General features: G+C 52.7%; 14 protein-coding genes, 1 pseudogene and 1 other annotated feature. Of the genes and pseudogenes, 1 reads left to right on the top strand and 14 read right to left on the bottom strand.

Going from position 1 to position 18725, the window contains the following annotated elements:
* Positions 1 to 3: 3 nt before the first annotated feature.
* The 9 genes and pseudogenes from NFR28_RS06965 to NFR28_RS08880 form a co-directional block, all read right to left on the bottom strand.
* The gene (locus tag NFR28_RS06965; RefSeq protein ID WP_251179106.1) at positions 4 to 1743 is read right to left on the bottom strand and encodes a hydrogenase large subunit; all 1740 of its coding nucleotides are present in this window, start codon (positions 1741 to 1743) and stop codon (positions 4 to 6) included.
* Positions 1743 to 3320: a hydrogenase 4 subunit F gene (locus tag NFR28_RS06960; RefSeq protein ID WP_251179105.1), complete on the bottom strand. Its 1578-nt coding sequence runs from the start codon at positions 3318 to 3320 to the stop codon at positions 1743 to 1745. Before NFR28_RS06960 ends, NFR28_RS06965 begins: the two co-directional genes overlap by 1 nt.
* A 3-nt stretch (positions 3321 to 3323) precedes the next feature.
* The gene (gene hyfE / locus NFR28_RS06955) at positions 3324 to 3980 is read right to left on the bottom strand and encodes a hydrogenase 4 membrane subunit (protein ID WP_251179104.1); all 657 of its coding nucleotides are present in this window, start codon (positions 3978 to 3980) and stop codon (positions 3324 to 3326) included.
* Positions 3981 to 3989: 9 nt separating this feature from the next.
* A complete protein-coding gene (locus tag NFR28_RS06950; protein ID WP_251179103.1) occupies positions 3990 to 4916 on the bottom strand; it encodes a respiratory chain complex I subunit 1 family protein in 927 nt (308 codons plus the stop codon).
* 9 nt (positions 4917 to 4925) lie between these two features.
* Positions 4926 to 7016, bottom strand: coding sequence for a hydrogenase 4 subunit B (hyfB, locus tag NFR28_RS06945; protein WP_251179102.1), 2091 nt, complete (start codon positions 7014 to 7016; stop codon positions 4926 to 4928).
* Positions 7017 to 7529, bottom strand: a complete 513-nt coding sequence (locus tag NFR28_RS06940) for a 4Fe-4S dicluster domain-containing protein (protein WP_251179285.1) — start codon at positions 7527 to 7529, stop codon at positions 7017 to 7019. It abuts the gene before it with no gap.
* A 12-nt stretch (positions 7530 to 7541) separates the two neighbouring features.
* Positions 7542 to 7610: pseudogene (locus tag NFR28_RS06935) on the bottom strand (4Fe-4S binding protein); the annotation flags it as partial.
* Between the two features lie 39 nt (positions 7611 to 7649).
* Positions 7650 to 9830 carry a formate dehydrogenase subunit alpha gene (fdhF, locus tag NFR28_RS06930; RefSeq protein ID WP_251179101.1) on the bottom strand — a complete coding sequence of 727 codons (2181 nt, stop codon included), beginning with the start codon at positions 9828 to 9830 and terminating at the stop codon, positions 7650 to 7652.
* Between the two features lie 20 nt (positions 9831 to 9850).
* Positions 9851 to 10399 (bottom strand): 4Fe-4S dicluster domain-containing protein, encoded by a 549-nt coding sequence (locus NFR28_RS08880; RefSeq protein ID WP_275556975.1) that lies wholly within the window; start codon positions 10397 to 10399, stop codon positions 9851 to 9853.
* Positions 10400 to 10919: 520 nt separating this feature from the next.
* On the opposite strand from NFR28_RS08880, the gene NFR28_RS06915 reads away from it, so the two are divergent.
* The gene (locus tag NFR28_RS06915) at positions 10920 to 11591 is read left to right on the top strand and encodes a type II toxin-antitoxin system RelB/DinJ family antitoxin (RefSeq protein WP_251179100.1); all 672 of its coding nucleotides are present in this window, start codon (positions 10920 to 10922) and stop codon (positions 11589 to 11591) included.
* A 166-nt stretch (positions 11592 to 11757) separates the two neighbouring features.
* On the opposite strand, the gene rplL is transcribed toward NFR28_RS06915, so the two are convergent.
* The 5 genes from rplL to NFR28_RS06890 all read right to left on the bottom strand — a co-directional run bounded on the left by rplL (position 11758) and on the right by NFR28_RS06890 (position 18508).
* The gene (rplL, locus tag NFR28_RS06910) at positions 11758 to 12135 is read right to left on the bottom strand and encodes a 50S ribosomal protein L7/L12 (protein ID WP_251179099.1); all 378 of its coding nucleotides are present in this window, start codon (positions 12133 to 12135) and stop codon (positions 11758 to 11760) included.
* 135 nt (positions 12136 to 12270) lie between these two features.
* Entirely contained in the window at positions 12271 to 12789 is a 519-nt protein-coding gene (gene rplJ, locus NFR28_RS06905; protein ID WP_251179098.1) for a 50S ribosomal protein L10, read from the bottom strand.
* Between the two features lie 58 nt (positions 12790 to 12847).
* Positions 12848 to 13012: a sequence feature (ribosomal protein L10 leader region), on the bottom strand.
* Positions 13013 to 13108: 96 nt separating this feature from the next.
* The gene (locus tag NFR28_RS06900) at positions 13109 to 15064 is read right to left on the bottom strand and encodes a Tat pathway signal sequence (protein ID WP_251179097.1); all 1956 of its coding nucleotides are present in this window, start codon (positions 15062 to 15064) and stop codon (positions 13109 to 13111) included.
* A gap of 28 nt (positions 15065 to 15092) precedes the next feature.
* On the bottom strand, positions 15093 to 17786 hold the full coding sequence (gene acnA, locus NFR28_RS06895) for an aconitate hydratase AcnA (protein WP_251179096.1): 2694 nt from the start codon (positions 17784 to 17786) through the stop codon (positions 15093 to 15095).
* 119 nt (positions 17787 to 17905) lie between these two features.
* The gene (locus NFR28_RS06890) at positions 17906 to 18508 is read right to left on the bottom strand and encodes a hypothetical protein (protein ID WP_251179095.1); all 603 of its coding nucleotides are present in this window, start codon (positions 18506 to 18508) and stop codon (positions 17906 to 17908) included.
* Positions 18509 to 18725: the final 217 nt, after the last annotated feature.

The raw sequence follows: 18725 nt of genomic DNA, 5'->3' as shown, positions 1-18725 counted from the left end.
GGCCTACCACCCCTTTCCTGCGAGGGGAGAATGTGTGCGACGACGACAATAGCCTTCCAGCTGATCTTTCGTAAGCACAGTTGAGGTCTTCTTCTTGACATCAACCACCGTCACTCGGTCGGTGCACGAATAGCAAGGGTCCATTGACCCTACAATAATGGCCGCATCAGCTACCGTGTTGCCTCGGAACATATAGCGCAGGATGGGCCAATTGGAATAGGTGGCCGCCTTAGCGCGCCAACGGTAGCACTTCTGGTTGTCGCCAACCATAGCCCAGTGCATGTCCTCCCCGCGCGGTGCCTCGGTATAGCCCATAGCGAACTTGTGTGGCGTATACTGCCAGTTTTCCGCCTGGATCGGGCCTTCCGGCGCACCATCAAGCAACTGCTCGATCATAGTGAGGGAGTCCATGAATTCTTCAACGCGTACGAGGGTACGACTCTGCACATCACAGCCATCGTGACTGCGCGCAGACATACCCACAAGGAACTTATAACCGTCGAAGGGATGGTCGAAGCGGACGTCGCGAGCGATACCACTACCGCGAACACACGGTCCCACGGGACTATAGTCACGAGCAACAGCCGGATCAAGACGACCGATGCCGGCCGTACGCGACTCGAAATTGGCCGTAGACACGAGCATATCTACGAGCGCCTCCACCTCGTTGCGCAGCTCTTGCACATACTTGATAGTGGCAAGCTTCTGCTCGTCTAAAATGTCACGGCGAACGCCACCGATAAGATTCAGACCGTAAGTCTTGCGAGCACCCGTGAGCAATACTGCCAAATCCATAGCCTTCTCACGAACGCGAAAGAAGTGTTGGAATCCCGTGTCAAAGCCGCAATAGTGGCAAACGAGGCCGAGGTTCAACAGATGGGAGTGCAAGCGCTCCACCTCAAGCAGAATGGCTCGGATGTACTGCGCGCGCACTGGCACCTCTATACCCTGGGCGTTCTCTACCGCCTCGGCATAGGCCACTGAGTGGGCGTTACCGCAGATACCACAGATGCGGTCTGCTAGAAACGTCACGGCGTCATAGTTCAGACGGCTCTCGGCCACTTTCTCCATGCCGCGGTGCACATAGAACAATCGATAGTCAGCATCGATAATATCTTCTCCCTCTACAAACAGACGGAAGTGTCCGGGTTCGTCAGAGGTAATATGCAAAGGTCCCATGGGCACCTGAGTTGTTTCCTCGGCATTGCCTTCATAGAGAAACGAGTAGTTCTCTACATCAGTCACGGGAGCCGGACGCTTGCGGTAATCCATGGAATCCTTGCGCAGCGGATAAAGGTTATCCGGCCAATCGTCCGGAAGCACCAATCGGCGCTCGTCAGGAAGACCAATAGCGCGTAAGCCAAACATATCGAAGGCCTCTCGCTCGCTCCAAACACAAGCGGGAACACGAGGCGTCACCGACGGGTACTCCATGATATCGGGATCAATCTCTGCCCGCACTACCACAAAACCAGGATCGCTTTCTTCCATGGAAAGCAAGTAGTACAAGGCATAGCAGCCACACAAGGATCGCTCATCGTTAGCCACCATGTTGGGCAGCCAGCCTCCGCGACCGTAATAGAGGAATTCCACCACATCGGGTAACATGTCGGTAGGTACGGTGATAGCCACCTGGTCAGCAGCCTGCCATGTTGCATCGAGCACCGCGCCAGGGAAGGTGTCCCTCACAGCCTGGACGTGCGTCTCGCCCACGCGCAGAGCCGCTTGCTTTTTGGTCGTCATTACTCGAACACCTCCTCGGGAGTCTCCTCGACGGTCAGAGCCGCCAAGGCATCTTCGAACAAACTATCGTTTACGGGGTTCTCATCCTCGTAAGACAGTACGATAGCGCTGGCTTCTTCGATGGAGCCGGCCAAAGGTCCGGGCAGCGCCACACCAAGCAGCACTACCAAAGCCAAAAGTACCACCTCTGGCACCAAGTACAGCACCGGCACATCACCACGCGTAACACCCTCAGGAGCACGCCCCAGCGCCGAGCCGGTAATCATACGCACGAGCGCCATGATAACCACCACCAACGCCACGAGCACAAGAGCAATAGCCCACCAAGCCTTCGCGGCCACGCCGGCAAGAATCATGAACATCTCACTGACGAACATGGCGAAGGGAGGAAAGCCCGCCAGAGCCAAACATCCAGCGGCAAACAGCACGCCGGTCACTGGCGCCACAGAAATAATGCCCGAAATCTTCGAGAGGTCGCGGGTGTGATATTTCATCATCACGTTGCCGGAAAGGCAGAACATGAGAGCCTTGGTGAGGCCATGAGCCACGCAGTGCACGAGGCCGGCAATGATGCCTAAAGGACCACCAATACCGAAGCACACAGCTATGAGCCCCACGTTTTCGCAGGAACTATAGGCCAGCTTGCGTTTGAGGTCGTTTTGCTTGTACACCTCAAAGGCCGCATAGCACACCGATAGCACGCCAAGAATCATCATGACCGTCTGAGGAAACACGTCTCCCACATTAGCTGCCGTCAAGATGAAGAAGCGCAGCACGATAAGGATCGCGCACTTCAAAAGCACACCGGAAAGCAGAGCCGACACGGGGCTGGGCGCCTCGGAGTGAGCATCGGGCAGCCAGGTGTGCATAGGAAACAGACCTGCCTTGGTGCCAAATCCGATGGCCGCGAATACAAACGCAATCATCATGAGCGAGTGGTCCATGAAAGGCGCATTGGGAAGAATGGCCGTCCAGAATACCGCCTGATGTGGATCGGCCATAATATCAGCTGCATTCGCGTAAACGAGCAACGTTCCGAACAAGCCAAAGGCAACACCAGCCGTGCAGACGATAACGTATTTCCATGCCGCCTCAAGTGCAAGTTTGGTGCGGTAGACACCAACAAGAAACACCGTCGAGAGAGTTGTCGCTTCTACCGACACCCACATCATGATGATGTTGTTTGAGGTGACAGCAAGAATCATCGAAAACACGAACAGACTGAAGAATGCGTAATACTGCTTCACCTGCGAGGGTCCAAGCTTTCCATCGGCCACATCGTGGGCAACATAAGGAAGCGAATAGATACCCGTACAGGGGGCAATAACAACAATGAGGCCAAGAAACAGTGCACCCAAACCGTCGAGATGAAACCACTCTCCTACAGCAAAGATGTCATTGCCCATAAAGGCAGACACCACCAACATGAGCCCCGATATCGCCACGCCAGCCAGCGAGAGCACATGGATGGCCTCGTAAACAGCGCGCGGAGTCGATTTCGCCGGCAGCGCAGCGATGAGTAGCGCCGCCACCACCGGGCAGCCCAAAAGAATCAAAAGCAACAATGAATAATCCATGGCTTATCCCTTCAGCTCGCAAAGATCGTCGGCGTCAAGGGTGTGAGCGTAGTGCGCCATGCGCCATACGAGCACCGCCAGGATGATCACCGCAAAGATAGCATCAGTTGCAACGCCGATCTCCACCAGCTCTGGCGCCTGAGGTGCCAGAAGCGCCAAAGTCACATGGGAGCCATTCTCCATCAGACAATATCCAAAAATCTGCTTGAAGATGGAGCGCTGGATAACAATGCAGGTAAGTCCGATGAAGAAGTGTGCAAGCGATACAGCCAATGTAGGCTTCACAGCCGCAGCCGTAGGCAGATCAATGCCGGAGACGGCCACAAAGCAGATGAACACCTCCACAGCTACAAGCGTCACAGACTTCATGGGTTTGAGTTTCGGCGATAGATCCGCCTGAGCGTCGTTGCCAATCTTCTTCAGCGTGAACAACAAGATGGCAGGAACAAGCACCACCTTAGTAGCAAAGGCCGTGGCCGACCAGGTGAACAATTCCGTCGACCCTGTGACTGCGCCCAGCGAGGCAAGCAAGCCCACGAGCACCAACGACTGCAATGAGTACAAGAAGGCCGCCGCGCGCCTGGTACGGGCGAGCACGACCATCATCGAGGTGATGATGAGACACGCCCCAAGCACATTAACTAATGAGTAACTGAACATATCCACCACCTAAATTCCAATAACGAGGAACACAAGGGAAAGCGAGGCGATCCCCATAACGAACCAGGTATAACGGCCAAGAAACTTGTAGCGCACACGCATAACCGCGTTCTCGATCACCGAAGCAATCAGAAACACGATAAGCACCTTAACCAAGTAGGCCACCAATCCGCACACAAGCTCAAGGGGGGCTGCATTAGCGGCAGCACCAAAGGGCACAAAAATGGCCACGAACAGGCTTGCCACCACGAGCTGTTTAAGCGAGACGCCCAGCTTCATCATAGCTAGCGATGGACCAGAATAGGCAGCCAGAGGGCCTTCCTGAATCTCCTGCTCAGCTTCAGCCAAGTCGAAAGGCAGCTTGCCCATCTCAATGTAGCAAGCCATAGCGCAAGCCACCCCAGCAACTACAACAGCCACAAAAGGATAGGCGGACAAGTTGGCTACCGAAAAGGCCATGATACCCACATTGGTAGAGCTTGCTGCCACAGCCATGACGAAGAGCACCAGGATGAGCGAAGGCTCAATCAAGACACCCACAAGCAGTTCACGCACACCACCGATGGCGGTGTAGGAGCCTGCCGAGTCAATAGATGCCAAAGCGAACATAAAGCGAGGCAAAGCCATAAGGTACAGAATGGTGATGATGTCGCCGAAAATCGGAATCGGGCAGGCCTGCATCACGAGCGGAAGACCCGTAGCCAACAGAATGAACGATCCGAGGAATATTGGCGGAGCGAGACGGGAGACAATGCTGCTGCCACCCTCTTTCACTTCGCATCTTTTCCACAGCTTTACCAGGTCATAATAGTCCTGGAAGATGCTCGTACCCGTTCGCGAGTGCATCTTCGCGCGGATCTTGCGAGTGATGCCAGAAAGAAGCGGGGCAATTGAGACCAGAAGGATAGCCTGAAGTATCGCAATAATGATAGTCATGACATCCTCCTAACGTACCAAGATGATGAGCGCGAGGAAGAATACCAACGCGCCAACGATATAGACGATATAAGTGCGGAAGTCGCCGTTCTCCATGCGCCCGAACCAAGCACCCAAATCACTCACAACAGAGAGTACTGAGTTCGAAAGTGCTGGAGCGCGCCGCTCAGCCGGAGCGATGCCGACGCTACGATCGCGATCGTAGCGCGAGAGGGGCGCGGCAGGCTTTGCAGGTACAACAGAGGCTTTCTCCCCTTCAGGCTCAAGAGCGCGACCAAGCAAGCGAGAAACCGCCTCCCCGATACGATTCACGCCATAGCGAATGGCGTAAAGCGGACCCATAAAGGTCTTCACGTTCGCACCCACGGTAGAAGCAAGCGTCTCCATGGTGAGGTCCGCCTGATAACCACAGGCCCAAGTATTCGGATCACTCTTCATGCCAGCTCTCTGGTTGGCCGCATTGCGCACCAGAGCACACAGTGCAATGATGACAGCCATAAGCACGGCCATGATAAGCGGCGAGACCACCGAAACGGTGTCCAAGGACACAAGCGTTACTCCCTCGACCACCGGCAAGGGTGCCGATGCAAGCATCGAGCTCGCGATAGAGCTGACCACAGGAGCAACCCAAGCGGCTCCAAGCCCCAACGCAATGCAGGCCGCCGTGAGAACCACCATAGCAACCTTCATAGGAGCAGGCACCTCCTGAGCATGCTCGGCAGCTTCGGAGCGAGGTCGTGCAAGAAACGTCACGCCGAATGCCTTCACGAAGCAGGTAACCGCCAAAGCACCGGTAATAGCAAGAGCCACTACAGCAAAGGCAAAGAGGATGCGCATGAAGATGTCACCGCTCATAGCTGCGCCGATGAGACCCTGGTAGGTAAACCACTCAGATACAAACCCATTGAGAGGCGGAATGGCAGAAATAGCTAGTGAACCAATGAGAAAGCACACAGCTGTGACAGGCATCACCTTCGCTAGACCGCCAAGCACTTCCATGTTGCGGGTGCCCGTGGCATACAGCACGCTGCCGGCGCCAAGGAAGAGCAGACCCTTGAACATGGCATGATTAATCAAATGGTAGAGCCCAGCAAGAAGGCCAATGGCGGCAAGCCAGGGCAGGCCAGCAGCCCAGCCGTAGATGCCCACACCCACGCCGAGCAGAATGATGCCAATGTTTTCGACGGAATGGTAGGCCAAAAGGCTCTTAAGATCATGCTCACCTAAGGCATAGACTACGCCGAGCACAGAAGAGACGGCGCCAATGATGATGACAAGCACACCCCAGCCGATCTCTCCACCCGCTGCGCCAAGCAGGTCGAAGCACACCTTGCAGATACCAAAAATGCCAATCTTGATCATGCCGCCAGACATGAGCGCACTCACATTAGAGGGCGCTGCCGGATGAGCCTGAGGCAGCCAAGAGTGGAACGGCACCATGCCCGCCTTCGCGCCAAAGCCGAAGAAGGCAAGCGCAAAGGCCAACGTAGCAACACCAGGGCCAAACGCATGGGTACGGAAGGCCTCAAACTCCAACGAGCCGGTAGCAGAAGCCATGGCGAAGAAGGACAGGGCAATCATCAGAAAGCCGATATGGGCCATAATGAGATACAGAAAACCGCCCTTCAAGGACTTCTCTGTCTGGTCGATGATGACAAGCACGTAGGACGTGAGCGACATCAGTTCAAAGAACACAAGGAACCAGAAGGCGTTATCGGCAAGGATGACTAGGTTCATAGAAGCAATAAACAGATTCATGAAAAACCCGATGACGCCGATGCCTTTGTCATAATACTCGTCGAAATAAGAAAGCCCGTAAAGCCACGCCACAAAAGCCAGCACCGCAATAACAGCAATGAGTAAACCTGCAAGCGGATTTAAGAGCAGCGTAAAATTCGTGAACGGCATAGGCCCAATCCAACTGGCATAAGTAGCCGTCTGGAAAAGCGCGCCTAGACCGCCAATAAAGCTTAGAGCCGCTGCTCCCATCCCACCGACACAGGCGATGGTCTTAGAGGCGGCACGGGCCTTCGACGTCGCTAACGACAATATGCCACCAACGCAGGAGACCCCAAGGGAAAGAAGTATCAGTTCTAACATTTAGGCCTCCTTCAAGTTTGTCGAACGACCCATCATAATTTGGTTAGCCGCAACGGCGGCACGCATTTTGTCTTTACGGATGCCCGTCAGTGTCGTGGCATCACGCACGTAAAGCGCCTTAGTCGGACAGACATCGACGCAATGGGGCTCCTCGTCGGAACCCAAGGTGGAACAAAGGTCACACTTGACAGCGCAGGTGTAGACACCAATGCTCCAAGCCAACAGAGGCGAGGTGCCCTGTGGCTGAGTGGGAGTAGGATAGGAGATGCCGGCAACGCCCGCCGTGGACGTACCCGAGGGATGAATGGCGCCGAAGGGGCACACTACCGCGCACATCTTGCAGCCTATGCAGGTCTGCTCGTTGACGACGATAGCCTTATCTGTGCGCTTAATTGCATCCACAGGGCAAACCGCCAAACACGGTGCACCCTCGCACTGATGACAAGTGACAGCGGCCGTCACCTGCGGTGTAAACGTCAGCGCGAGACGGGGCTCCGCCTGTAGCCCGGCCACACGATGGCCATGGCTACAGGCGGCGAGACACGTGCCGCATCCGATACACCTATCCGGCTCTATAGCGATGAAAGTGTTCATCAGAGTCCTTTCGGAATGAGTGTGGAAGCAGGTGTTATCCTATCGGGCCTCGGTTGCCGGCGCCACGTTTTGGGGTGCGGCTTCAGCGGCCAGACGGTCTTTGAGCGTCGTGTAGAGAGATTGCATATGGCGCTCAGCCCAAACCTGATCGTCGATACAGTGCACCTCGCAAGCGGAATACTTGTCTTCGGGTGTACCAGACAACGGGTCGGTCACATGCATGGTCAAGTCGTTACACTTGCCAATCCACCACTGATAGGTCATATAGACAGCACCCTTGTTGATGCGCTCATCGAGACAAGCGCGCGTGATGACCTTACCGCGACGAGAGCTCACCCAAACAAGATCCTCATCCTTAATAGTACGAGCAGCGGCATCGGCGGGGTTAATGTGTACATAACCCGGCTCGTCAGCCAGCATTGAGAGCACTTTGCAGTTGCCAGTCATCGAACGACAGGAGTAGTGACCCACCTCGCGCACCGTGCACAACACAAGCGGATAAGCGTCGTCGGGCATCTCTGTAGGCTCAATGAAATCATGAGCCATAAGGATGGCTTTTTTGTCGGCCGTGTTGAACTGACCGTTCTTGTACAGCGTTGGGGTGCCCGGGCAATCAAGCGTCGGGATTGGCCACTGGGCATGACCTACGCCGTCCATCTTCTCATAGGTAGCACCGTAGAAGTTCGGGCACAGCGAACGCATCTCGTCCCAAATTTCCTTGGTGTCCTCATAATGCATCGGATAGCCCATACGAGTGGACAGCTCACTGAAGATCTGCCAGTCGTGTTTACACTCACCCTTAGGCGGTACAGCAGCCGTGAAGCGCTGGAAGGTGCGGTCAGAGGCAGAGAACACGCCGTCGTGTTCGCCCCAAGACGTGCCCGGGAACACCACGTCTGCCAGTGCCGTCGTCTGGGTCATGAAGATGTCCTGGCTGATGAGCAGCTCAAGGTTCTCCAGGGTCTCTTTCATGTCGGCAGAGTCGGGCTCGGTCTGCAGCGGATCCTCACCGAAATTGTAGAAGGCTTTGATCTTTCCCTCTTTCACACCATGAGGCAGATCAGTCAACTTAAAGCCAGGGTTGGCTGGCAGCTTGCCTTCGGGCAGACCCCAAGCTTTCTCAAATTTGGCACGAACCTCTGGGTTCTCCACCTTCTGGTAGCCGGGAAGCAGGCTCGGCCACATACCCATGTCGCAAGAACCTTGAACGTTGTTCTGGCCACGCACCGGAGCAAGACCAGCATTGTCGCGACCGATCTGATTAGAGATGCAAGCAATAGCGGCAATGGTGTGCACCGTTTTGACGCCCTGACGCTGCTGGGTAACGCCCATGCCCCAACCGATAATGGAGTTGGGAGCCGTAGCATACATGCGGGCGGCCTTGCGAATGTCTTCAGGGTCGCAGCCACAAATTTCAGCAACCGATTCGGGCGTATAGTTCTTAATGGTCTCCCACCACTCATCAAAGCCGCTCGTATGGGCATCAATGAAGGCCTTGTCGTGCAGGTTTTCAGAAACAATCACGTTTGCAAACGCATTCATGAAAGCAAGGTTGCAGCCGTTTTTAATCTGGATATACAGATCGGCAATGCGAGCCGTCTCAATAGAACGCGGGTCTACAACAATGATCTTTGCGCCCTTCTCCTTGGCTTTCACAATGCGACGAGCTACGATGGGATGTGACGCTGAAGGGTTGTAACCAAACAACATAATCAGGTCAGCATTCTCCATGTTCGGAATAGAGACTGACATAGCGCCCGATCCTACCGTATCCATAAGACCAATAACCGAGGGGCCATGACAGGTGCGAGCGCAGTTGTCAATGTTGTTGGTACCTACGCAAGCGCGGGTGAACTTTTGCATGACGTAGTTGGCCTCATTTCCCGGACCACGGGAAGAGCCGGTGAGCATGATGGCATCAGGTCCATATTTCTCCTTGATAGCCGTCAGTTTTTTCGCCGTGAAGTCCAGCGCCTCGTCCCACGTTACGCGCTCCAACTCGCCGCCCTTTTCGCGACGAATCATTGGATGCAAGATACGCGGTGTGAGAATCTTGGTGTCGTTGATGAAATCAAAGCCCGACAAACCCTTCAGGCACAGCTCTCCTTCGTTGGTCACGCCATCGAGACCCTCTGCGCCGATGACCATGCCGTCGTCCACGATGAGATTGAGCTTACAACCGGCACCGCAGTACGGGCAGACAGCCATGTGCTTTTCCATAGTGCAATTCCTTCCCTAGGCTAGTTGAGATCAGTGTTCAAGGGCACGCTCGAGAAAGCTCCCGAGGCCACAGCGGCCTTCATGCGACGCTTGCGCTGACGGTCTGCCAGCTCTTCTTCGTCAACAACCATAAGACCGCCTGTGGGACAGGCCTCGACGCAAGCCGGACCGCCTTCGCGGTCATAGCACAAATCACATTTGACGAGCGAAGCCTTCGGGGCGCTCTCGACAACAAGACCGCCAAGTTTGGCCGCTCCCTCTTGAGATACCACCTCTACTGCACCGTAGGGGCAAGCAAGCACGCAGCTACGACAGCCTATGCATCGCTCCTGCTTCACGGCAACACGATCGCCGTCAAAGTACAAAGCCCCCTCAGGACACGACGCAACGCAAGGTGCATCGGCGCAATGGTGGCACACAATCGGCGCAGAGATGGTCAACGTGGTGATGAGATTCAATCGGGGCTTGGCAACGTCTCCCGGCACGCTGTGCTTCAACAGGCAACCCGCCATGCAGGTCTGGCAACCAATGCACAGGCCCGGGTCGGCAATGACAAATTTGGAACCCATGTAATCCTCCTACAACTTTTCTCTTCCGACAGCCCAACGGCCATCGGCCAGACAACCCCACTACCTCTCGCCCTCCCCTTTCCTATGCAGGAGGCTGGCAAGACATCAGTGAGCTGCTTTACCAAGAGTTCTTAACTCTCTCGATCCATACCCGTACACACATGCAACGCTCCGGAAACGTCGAATGCGAGTCGAGCACCCTCAAAATGAACGCAAGTATCCCCTGCGGTAAAGCCGTATTAAAAAGAAAGAATGTAAAACTGAATTACCGGCAGCCAGTGCCTCTCGGAGATGTCACGGTCTTTATACGCCCATTAACATCGTTCGGCAAGGGCTAATTTCGACATTTTTTGAACAGGAAATTAAGAAGGGGTTTTTCAAGTCATTTTGCTATGTATTACATTTGTACTACATATTTCGCTATAATGCAGGTGTTTTGTTCTGTTGGCGTACCAAATTGCTCACAATTAGACTTCTTTTTCAGTCTTCAAGGGCACAGAATTTTTTTTCGGGAGGATCCATGAGCAAGCAGGCAACCATGCAAATCCGCGTCGACGAAGAGCTAAAGCAGGAAGCAGATCAACTGTTTGAGGCTCTCGGAATGTCGCTATCAGAGGCCGTGCGCCTCTTCGTTGCACAGGCGGTAAACGAGCGACGTCTTCCCTTCACGCCCCACACGAGCAAAAGCGAAGGAGGCACCTCGGCGTTTGGAAAACTGAAACACTACGGCAATCCCCAATTGACGGGTGACGAACGGACCGCTTGGCTTAAGGAGCAGAGTGAGAAATCCAACCGAAGCCGCCATCGTACGCTTCCAGAGAAAGACCGAGTCGTGACCATCGTTGATGAAACAGTACTACTGCGCTATCTACTTGATGACGAACCCCGCCCCTCGGCCAAAGCGCGTCGACTCATTGCTTCGGGCTGTGCCCAAGCTTATCCAGAAGTTGTAGCCAGAACCGTACGCATACTTGACGAAGATTATCGCGTCCCCCGATCTTTAATTGGCACCGTTATCGAGCTTCTAGCCGATGATGTCTCTCTTCAAGACGGAACCGCCATCCGATTGGCAGCACGTCTATACGCAGGCAACCGCCTTCCTTTTACCGCCTGCTTAACAGTCTCACGAAATGTTTTGACAGGGCATCACGTCGAATCTTTCAACAGGCAGCTTTCAGGAAATCTCTCGTAGGCTTAACGCCTTCTTTAAGATATCAGGGCAGTCATATCCCCTCTGCACCCTCACCTCACATAACGCCAAAAGCAGCCACGTCGTACGCATCAAGTAAAGAAAAAAGGCGCCGCACTATGTGCGACGCCTTGAGAAGCTTTAAGCTGTAAGCAATAAACAAGTGTTATTACTTAAGGGTAACAGCTGCACCAGCCTCTTCCAGTTGGCCTTTGATTTCCTCAGCCTTGTCCTTAGCAACACCTTCCTGAATGGTGGTCGGTGCGCCCTCAACAGCCTCTTTAGCCTCTTTCAGACCAAGACCGGTGATCTCACGAACAACCTTGATAACAGCAATCTTGTTGTCACCGAAGCCCTCGAGAACAACGTCAAAGTCGCTCTTCTCTTCAGCAGCAGCGCCGTCACCAGCAGCAGGAGCAGCAGCAACAGCAACCGGAGCAGCAGCAGAAACACCGAAGGTCTCCTCGATGTCCTTAACGAGCTCAGATGCCTCAAGCAGTGACATTTCCTTCAAAGCCTCAATGATCTCTTCACGAGTTACAGCCATTGTTAGTTCCTTTCATAGGGCCAACCCCTCAGGGCTGGCTTCACTTTTTCAATGCGACGCACAGGCGTCATTCGTCAGTTCGTGGCGCATACTACGCCACAACAGCCACGCGGCACCTTGTGCCGCATGGTTGTGTTATGCAGCCTTCTGATCTGAGAGAGCTTGCATAACTTGTGCCACCTTACGCGGCACACCGTCGATCGTCGTAGCAAGACCACGAGCAACACCAGAAATTGCGCCAGCAATTTGAGCCATGAGCTCTTCGCGAGACGGAAGAGAAGCAATAGCTTCAACCTCAGCAGCTGAAACAGCTGCACCCTCCATCAAACCGCCCTTGATAACCAGGTTCTCATTGCCCTTGGCGAAATTTTTAACAGCTTTTGCTGAAGCAGCAACATCAGAACCGGAGAAGATAAATGCACTGGGACCCTCTAAGATGTCATCAAGAGTCGGCAGCTCAGCTTCGGTCAATGCAATATGCATAATGGTGTTTTTGTACACCTTCATGCTTGCACCTGCTTCACGAATTGCGTTGCGCAGAGCCTGGCTTTCCTTAACGGTCAAACCGCGGTAGTCAACTACCCAAACTGCAGGGCAATCTTCCAAGTCAGACTTGATGCGCGAAAGTTGATCAATGTTTTGTGCGTTTGGCATTCTGTACACCTCCTTTTCAAGCAAATCGCGTTCCGCCCTTTTTGAGGGTGGGTCGCTTCACTTGAAAAGAAAACGACCCCCGCATACAGACGGAGGTCGCAGCATTCAACAGAGCGAATAATGCTAACCACCTCGGCGGGCCGCTTGTGCGATTAAACCTCTTGCGCCTCATTAAGAGATGCGCTTTGGTACCTGCTGTCTTTAGTAGCGGAACATTTTTATATTCATGGGCTGCCTTAATACACTGAAAGCCTAAAAAGACAGCCCATATATTTTAATAGATCAGGCGATACTGTCAAGCATCTTCCCGGTGGCTGCTTCACGGAGCCACCACATTTTCTTCCGGCTCACCCGAAAGCGTTTCATCTTCGGCAACGGTTTCACCCGACGCAAGGGTGCCACCTAAAATCTCATAGACCGGACTTGTGTTTGACGTCTCATTTTCAACGTACGTGAAATTGATGGTGTCTCCCACCGCATATCCCACGATGTCAAGAAGTCCCGGCAAAGCAAAGTCAAAGATTTCGCCATCTTCACCTTCAATGGTGAGATAGAAATGCGTGTTGCCTTCAATGACTGCTTGATTCATTGAGCGAATAACGCCTTTTACCGTTACCACATCAGCAGCTCCGCCTTCGCCCTCAGCAACTACCCCATTGGTTGCCAAAAGCGCTTCGTAGGCTTTTTGCGTATCGGCAACGGTGTCACCCACCGCTACATTTTGGTAGCGCTGAATATCAATCATTGCGAATTTCTTTACCAAGCCGGCGCCGTCTTTAAGCGCCATGAAGTACGTTGGTTGATTTGCAACATTGATGAGCAAGGGGAATGTTGCCGTATAGCGAAGGTTTTGTACCTGACCTTCTGCTGAATCCATTGCAGAGTCCTCAGTAGCACCTGAAACGCTGTAGAAATGGCTCTCTTGCGTTCGTTGGTTAACGAGCACAAATCCAATAATGGAGTTGTCAGCTGTAGCAGAAGTAACGCCCGTATAGACCCATACGTCATCGTCTTTGGCAATATAGTTGTAGCCCAACGTGCCATCAGTACCCGGGGTAGTACGCACCACGCCTTCTTGTCCCAAGAATGAATTCAACCAGCCATTGTTATACGATCCCCACCAGTTATATTGCTGAATAAGCAACTCAGCAGGAAATACGCGGTCAACCCATTCGGGGCAATCTTCAATTGACAGATCCTGACATTCGCCTGTCGTAGCGTCACAGAGCACCACTCGGCTAATAGTCTGACCACCAAACAAACCAATAGTGAAATCTTTTACTGGACAAATCCACCACGGATGGCCATCTTCGTCAATCTCAAATGACTTCTCATCAAACATGTAGAACGGATATTTCAGCTGAACATGTCTATCAATATTGCGAACCAACGGCTCACTCTGCGAGTAATAGATGGGATTATCGCCAAGACGCACGATTTCGGCATCTTGAGTGGTCATATCAACCAACGCATAAGCTGGGATGCCGCCCTCTCGGTTCGTAAACCATTTGAAAAGATCAGCATACCCAAGCGGGCTTACACGAACTGGAGTTCCCTGATAGTTAATCTGGCTGTAGAGCGTGGAGACTTCAAACTGACTCACGTACTCAGGAATTGAACCCATTTCGCGATTACCAAGCAAAATAGCCGAATTGCGGTCAATAACAGGGATCTCTGAATAGTTCACTTCTTTAATATCTTGTGCGAACTCCAGCGTGTCAGTTTTCAGCACATTTGAGTACTTTTCAGCATTCCCCGGGAAAAGCGGGAGCGACAAAAGCGCACCAAGCAACCCCAATACAACCACAGCAATTGGCACATATGATGCAATCTTGAAAGCCTTTGCTTTGCCTTCAGACGCCTTTACCTTTTTGGTTCCCCCTTGATAACTCTTTGACTTACTCCAGAAGAAAATAAAGAGGGGTAACAGGATAAAGACACACACAAACATCCAGGTGTCAGTGCTGTGAATATTAATAGGTGGATGGAACCACCAATATGCAATTAGCGCCACGATCACAACAACAATGGCAGCAATAATGACGGTGCGTTTGCCCCAATTCGCCATCTTATCCGCAAAGGGAATCTCAACATGCGGATGTGGCGGTTTTGAACCCCCAGATCCTCCCGAACCGCCAGAGGTACGAGATCCGGAGCCTGAGTCAGCTGATTGCGCCTCAACATACGGTGCATCAGCATCAAACTTCCCGTCCATATTGATCCCTGATTGTTTAAGGGCTTCAATAAGGGCATCAAACCCTGAGTTTTGTTTCATCTTCCTTCGCTCTCTTGATTGGTGATGATTATTGAGCAAGCTGTCTTAAAACATATTGCAAGATACCACCATGCTGCATGTAATAGCCTTCAGTTGGGGTATCCACGCGCACCATAACATCAAATATCCGTTGATTGCCTGACTCGTCTGTAGCTGTCACCGAAGTGATAGCTGGTTGAGGGAGCCCCGCGCTAAAGTCCACGGGAGCAACGCTCATACGCTCCGTGCCATCAAGGCCAAGCGTCTGCGCGTTTTCGCCCTCCATGAATTGCAGAGGTAAAACACCCATACCAATGAGGTTCGATCGATGGATGCGCTCATAGCTCTCTGCAATAACCGCACGAACTCCTAAAAGTGCCGGACCCTTCGCCGCCCAGTCGCGCGAGGAGCCTGATCCATACATCTTGCCGGCTACTACCACTGCGCCCAAATCGGCGTTGTCGTAGGCAACCGCTGCATCAAACAGTGGCTCAATTGCTTCGGTGAGCGCGTTGCGGGTCCAACCGCCGCGCTTGCCTTCTGCCAGCTCGTTTTGAAGCTTCACGTTGGCGAAGGTGCCGCGCATCATGACCTCGTGGTTTCCGCGACGAGACCCATAGGTATTAAAGTCCTTTACCGAAACGCCTTTGTTTTCCAAATATTTTGCCGCAGGCGAATCTTGTGCAATTGACCCTGCGGGCGAGATATGATCGGTTGTAATAAAGTCACCCAGTTTTGCCAAAATGCACGCATCCGAAATGGGGGCTTTATCTTCAGGTTCTTTCGTCATGCCATCAAAATAGGGTGCACGACGCACGTACGTAGAACGCTCATCCCACGCAAAAGTGTCGCTGGGGTCACTTCCCAACTCCTGCCATGCAACGTCTCCCTCATACATGCCACGCATTCCCTCTTCGTAAAGGTCACGCGTAACATACGTATCTACCAGCTTATTGATCTCAGCGTTCGTCGGCCAAATATCGGAAGCGTAAATCGGCGTGCCATCTGCGCGCTCTCCCAGCGGAGTATGCGCAAGATCCACATCCATAAAGCCTGCAAGTGCATAGACAATCACCGTTGCCGGCGCACCCAAGTAGTTTTGTGAAACATCAGGCGAGATGCGTCCTTCAAAATTGCGATTGCCTGAAAGCACACTAGCCAACTCAAGCTGATCGGCAATTTCATGCAGCTCAGAACGAATTGGACCTGAATTTCCAATACAGCTCATGCAGCCGAAGCCACACGTATAAAAGCCCAGGTTACGCAGACCATCCAAAAGGCCTGCGCGCTCCAGCAAAAGCTCGGTTGCGCGAGAACCGGGAGCCAGGATTGTCTTAACCCATGGTTTAGGCTTCAATCCTGCCTCAGCGGCCTTTTGCGCCACCAAACCAGCAGCCAACATCATAGCTGGGTCCGTTGCGGTGGTGCAGCTTGTTACCGCAGCAATAGCCAAAGCGCCATCACGTAACTCGGTCGGCACTCCATCGATATCAACAGTTACGCGTCGCGCACAATCAACACCGCGCTCAGCGCAAATTTCGCCAAATCGGTGTGCCGCAGAATCAAAAGCAAAACGATCATGCGGGCGAGAAGGTCCTGCTAATGAGCGCTCAACGCTTCCCAAATCCAGTTCAATCACTTCTGAGTACACGCGCTCAGGTGCACCCTGCTCATACCAATAGCCTTGTGCTTTAGCATAAGCGCGCACCAAATCTACCTGCTCTTGCGAACGACCCGTGAGCGTCAAATAGTCAATCGTAGCCTCATCAACAGGGAAGAGCGTACAAGTACAACCATATTCGGGCGTCATATTTGAGATGCAAGCACGCTGTGTTGCGCTCAAGCTGGCAAGCCCTGGGCCAAAACACTCGACAAAGCATCCTACAACGCCTGCCGCACGCAACATCTGCGCAAACGTCAGCGATACATCCATAGCGCTTACGCCTTCGGAAAGCGAACCGGTAAGGCGTACGCCCACCACACGCGGCACAAGCGTGGTGATAGGCTGTCCTAAAGCGGCCGCCTCAGCCTCAATGCCGCCAACGCCCCAACCAAGCACACCAATACCATTTGCAGTTGGCGTATGGCTATCCGTTCCAACCAATGTGTCGAAATATGCAACCGTAGTAGCATCACTGCGAGCAGGATCAGCCACGCCCGCTCCTGCTTCTCCTGGTTGTGCTGTCATGACTACAGGAGCAAACGCCTCAATATTGAGCTGGTGGCAAATGCCCACTCCTGGTGGCACAATGCGTACATTATCAAAGGATTGCTGTGACCATTTCAAAAAGTCATAACGCTCTTTATTGCGCTCAAACTCAAGAGACATGTTTTTTGACATGGCCGAACCACAACCTGCTACATCAGCAATAACCGAGTGATCAATTACTAAGTCACACGGAATCTGAGGATTAATGCGCTTCGGGTCTCCTCCTAGCTCAGCACAAGCCTCACGCATGACTGCGAAATCAACGAATACCGGCACACCAGTAAAGTCTTGAAAGAGCACACGAGCAGGCGAAAACTCAACTTCGCTTCCTACCACGCCTTGCGTGCCGGCTTCAATAATGCGTTGCGCAAGAACTGCTGCTGCATCATCGCTTTCGGCTTTACGAAGCACGTTTTCCAACAATACTGTAAGCGAATAGGGAAGTTTTTCTGCCCCCTTGCAACCTGATACAGGATAATAGGTGTACCCCTTGTCTCCTACCTGCAAAACATCAGCATATCGGCTTTGTGCCATAATTCGTCTCCTCCTAAAACCAAAAGACTACTTTTGTAATAACGTTTGATATTGACCAGTGCGGTCTTCTTATTTACGCCATATACAATAAGCGGGCGAAACACCCGCTTTGAATGTTGCTATTTCACGTTATCCAGAACAGCTTGAGATTTTCGCTTAAGCCAACCTCGCCCGTTTTCTGCATCAAAGCGAACGCGATGAGCAAGCTTCTCCTTTACCTCATCGGAGAGTTTACCTTGTGAGAATTCAACTACCGCAGCGAGCATATCCTGGTACTCAAGATCTCCGTGATAGCACTGAATTCCCTCATCGATAAACGGCCAAATACGCTCAGAGCGTGCTTCAGTTGTGCTGCCCAGCTTGCACATGAAACGCATGGCAGCTAAACGCACCGGACCATTCTTTTCATCAAAGAGCGCCGCTTCAGCACCAGGCAACGCCTTGTCACAAACACGCGAATCTTCTGGCACAATGCGGGTTAAAATATCTAAACATTCCCAGCGCGTGCGAGCTTCAGGTCTATTAAGCGCATCAACCAATTCAGCATGATAAGGAATCACGCGACTAATATCACTTTGCGCTACAAGTATAAGTGCTGCTGCAGCTGTCTGGCGCTCTCTTCGAGACGAGCCCGATAAGAGCGAAACAAGTTCTTGTAGCTTCTCTTCTGACGCTATGGCTTCTTGAGACAAGCGTTCTAATTCTTCAGTTTGCTCAGCCATACAATCCCTCTGCTATCTCTCAACATGCATACATATCTCAATATTATTGAACCTTTATTATACGACTGCTCTTGTGCAAATCCTATGGTCACAACGACTAGGTGACCCTGCTCAACCATTAACGGATATTCTGCCCCACAATAACAAAAGCGTCCTTTGTGAGCGCGACTTCCCGTCCTCCCACAGCCTGACGCTGTAGTACTTTAGGCGATGGCGG

Origin of the sequence: Adlercreutzia agrestimuris, from assembly GCF_943193125.1 — a bacterium.
GTDB lineage: Bacteria > Actinomycetota > Coriobacteriia > Coriobacteriales > Eggerthellaceae > Xiamenia > Xiamenia agrestimuris.
This window is presented reverse-complemented; position numbering and strand designations above follow the sequence as displayed.

What these genes read in the sequence shown, in the direction of transcription:
- NFR28_RS08880 (WP_275556975.1), bottom strand. Translation starts at nt 10,399, where the DNA reads ATGGGTTCCAAATTTGTCATTGCCGACCCGGGCCTGTGCATTGGTTGC.
- NFR28_RS06900 (WP_251179097.1), bottom strand. Translation starts at nt 15,064, where the DNA reads ATGAAACAAAACTCAGGGTTTGATGCCCTTATTGAAGCCCTTAAACAA.
- acnA (WP_251179096.1), bottom strand. Translation starts at nt 17,786, where the DNA reads ATGGCACAAAGCCGATATGCTGATGTTTTGCAGGTAGGAGACAAGGGG.
- NFR28_RS06950 (WP_251179103.1), bottom strand. Translation starts at nt 4,916, where the DNA reads ATGACTATCATTATTGCGATACTTCAGGCTATCCTTCTGGTCTCAATT.
- hyfE (WP_251179104.1), bottom strand. Translation starts at nt 3,980, where the DNA reads ATGTTCAGTTACTCATTAGTTAATGTGCTTGGGGCGTGTCTCATCATC.
- NFR28_RS06890 (WP_251179095.1), bottom strand. Translation starts at nt 18,508, where the DNA reads ATGGCTGAGCAAACTGAAGAATTAGAACGCTTGTCTCAAGAAGCCATA.
- NFR28_RS06915 (WP_251179100.1), top strand. Translation starts at nt 10,920, where the DNA reads ATGAGCAAGCAGGCAACCATGCAAATCCGCGTCGACGAAGAGCTAAAG.
- rplL (WP_251179099.1), bottom strand. Translation starts at nt 12,135, where the DNA reads ATGGCTGTAACTCGTGAAGAGATCATTGAGGCTTTGAAGGAAATGTCA.
- NFR28_RS06960 (WP_251179105.1), bottom strand. Translation starts at nt 3,320, where the DNA reads ATGGATTATTCATTGTTGCTTTTGATTCTTTTGGGCTGCCCGGTGGTG.
- NFR28_RS06965 (WP_251179106.1), bottom strand. Translation starts at nt 1,743, where the DNA reads ATGACGACCAAAAAGCAAGCGGCTCTGCGCGTGGGCGAGACGCACGTC.
- fdhF (WP_251179101.1), bottom strand. Translation starts at nt 9,830, where the DNA reads ATGGAAAAGCACATGGCTGTCTGCCCGTACTGCGGTGCCGGTTGTAAG.
- rplJ (WP_251179098.1), bottom strand. Translation starts at nt 12,789, where the DNA reads ATGCCAAACGCACAAAACATTGATCAACTTTCGCGCATCAAGTCTGAC.
- hyfB (WP_251179102.1), bottom strand. Translation starts at nt 7,016, where the DNA reads ATGTTAGAACTGATACTTCTTTCCCTTGGGGTCTCCTGCGTTGGTGGC.